Annotated in this window: 1 pseudogene; it reads left to right on the forward strand. The window is 65.1% G+C overall.

What is annotated here, in order from left to right:
• Window positions 1–295: pseudogene (locus EN991_RS39670) on the forward strand (peptidylprolyl isomerase); the annotation flags it as partial.
• Between the last annotated feature and the right edge of the window lie 86 nt (window positions 296–381).

Here is a 381-nt window from a genome sequence, read left to right on the forward strand (position 1 = left end):
ACAGGGCCTGATCGACGTCACCGTTCGCGATCTGGGCCGGGTGCTGGCGCCGCAACTGCCGCCGGACTGGGCCGAGCAGATCAAAGCTACCAAAGTCGGCGGTGCCACCGTCACGCGCGAAACTGAACGCGGCGTCGAATTCATCGGCATCTGCTCGTCGCGCGAAGTGTCCGACGACAAGGTTGCCCAGATGGCGTTCCAGGCCGAAGGCTCCGGCGGCGACAAGGATGCCGACGCGCTCAGCAAGAAATATGTCGACGAGCTGAAGGCAAAAGCCCGCATCGTCAAGCGCTGACGTGGGCAACGCAGTGACTGCGCTCGCGTTGAGCGCCGGCGATCCGTCCGGCATTGGGCGGGAGATCGCCATCGCCGCCTTCATGG

It is taken from the genome of Mesorhizobium sp. M7A.F.Ca.US.005.03.2.1, assembly GCF_003997795.1.
Lineage (GTDB): Bacteria > Pseudomonadota > Alphaproteobacteria > Rhizobiales > Rhizobiaceae > Mesorhizobium > Mesorhizobium ciceri.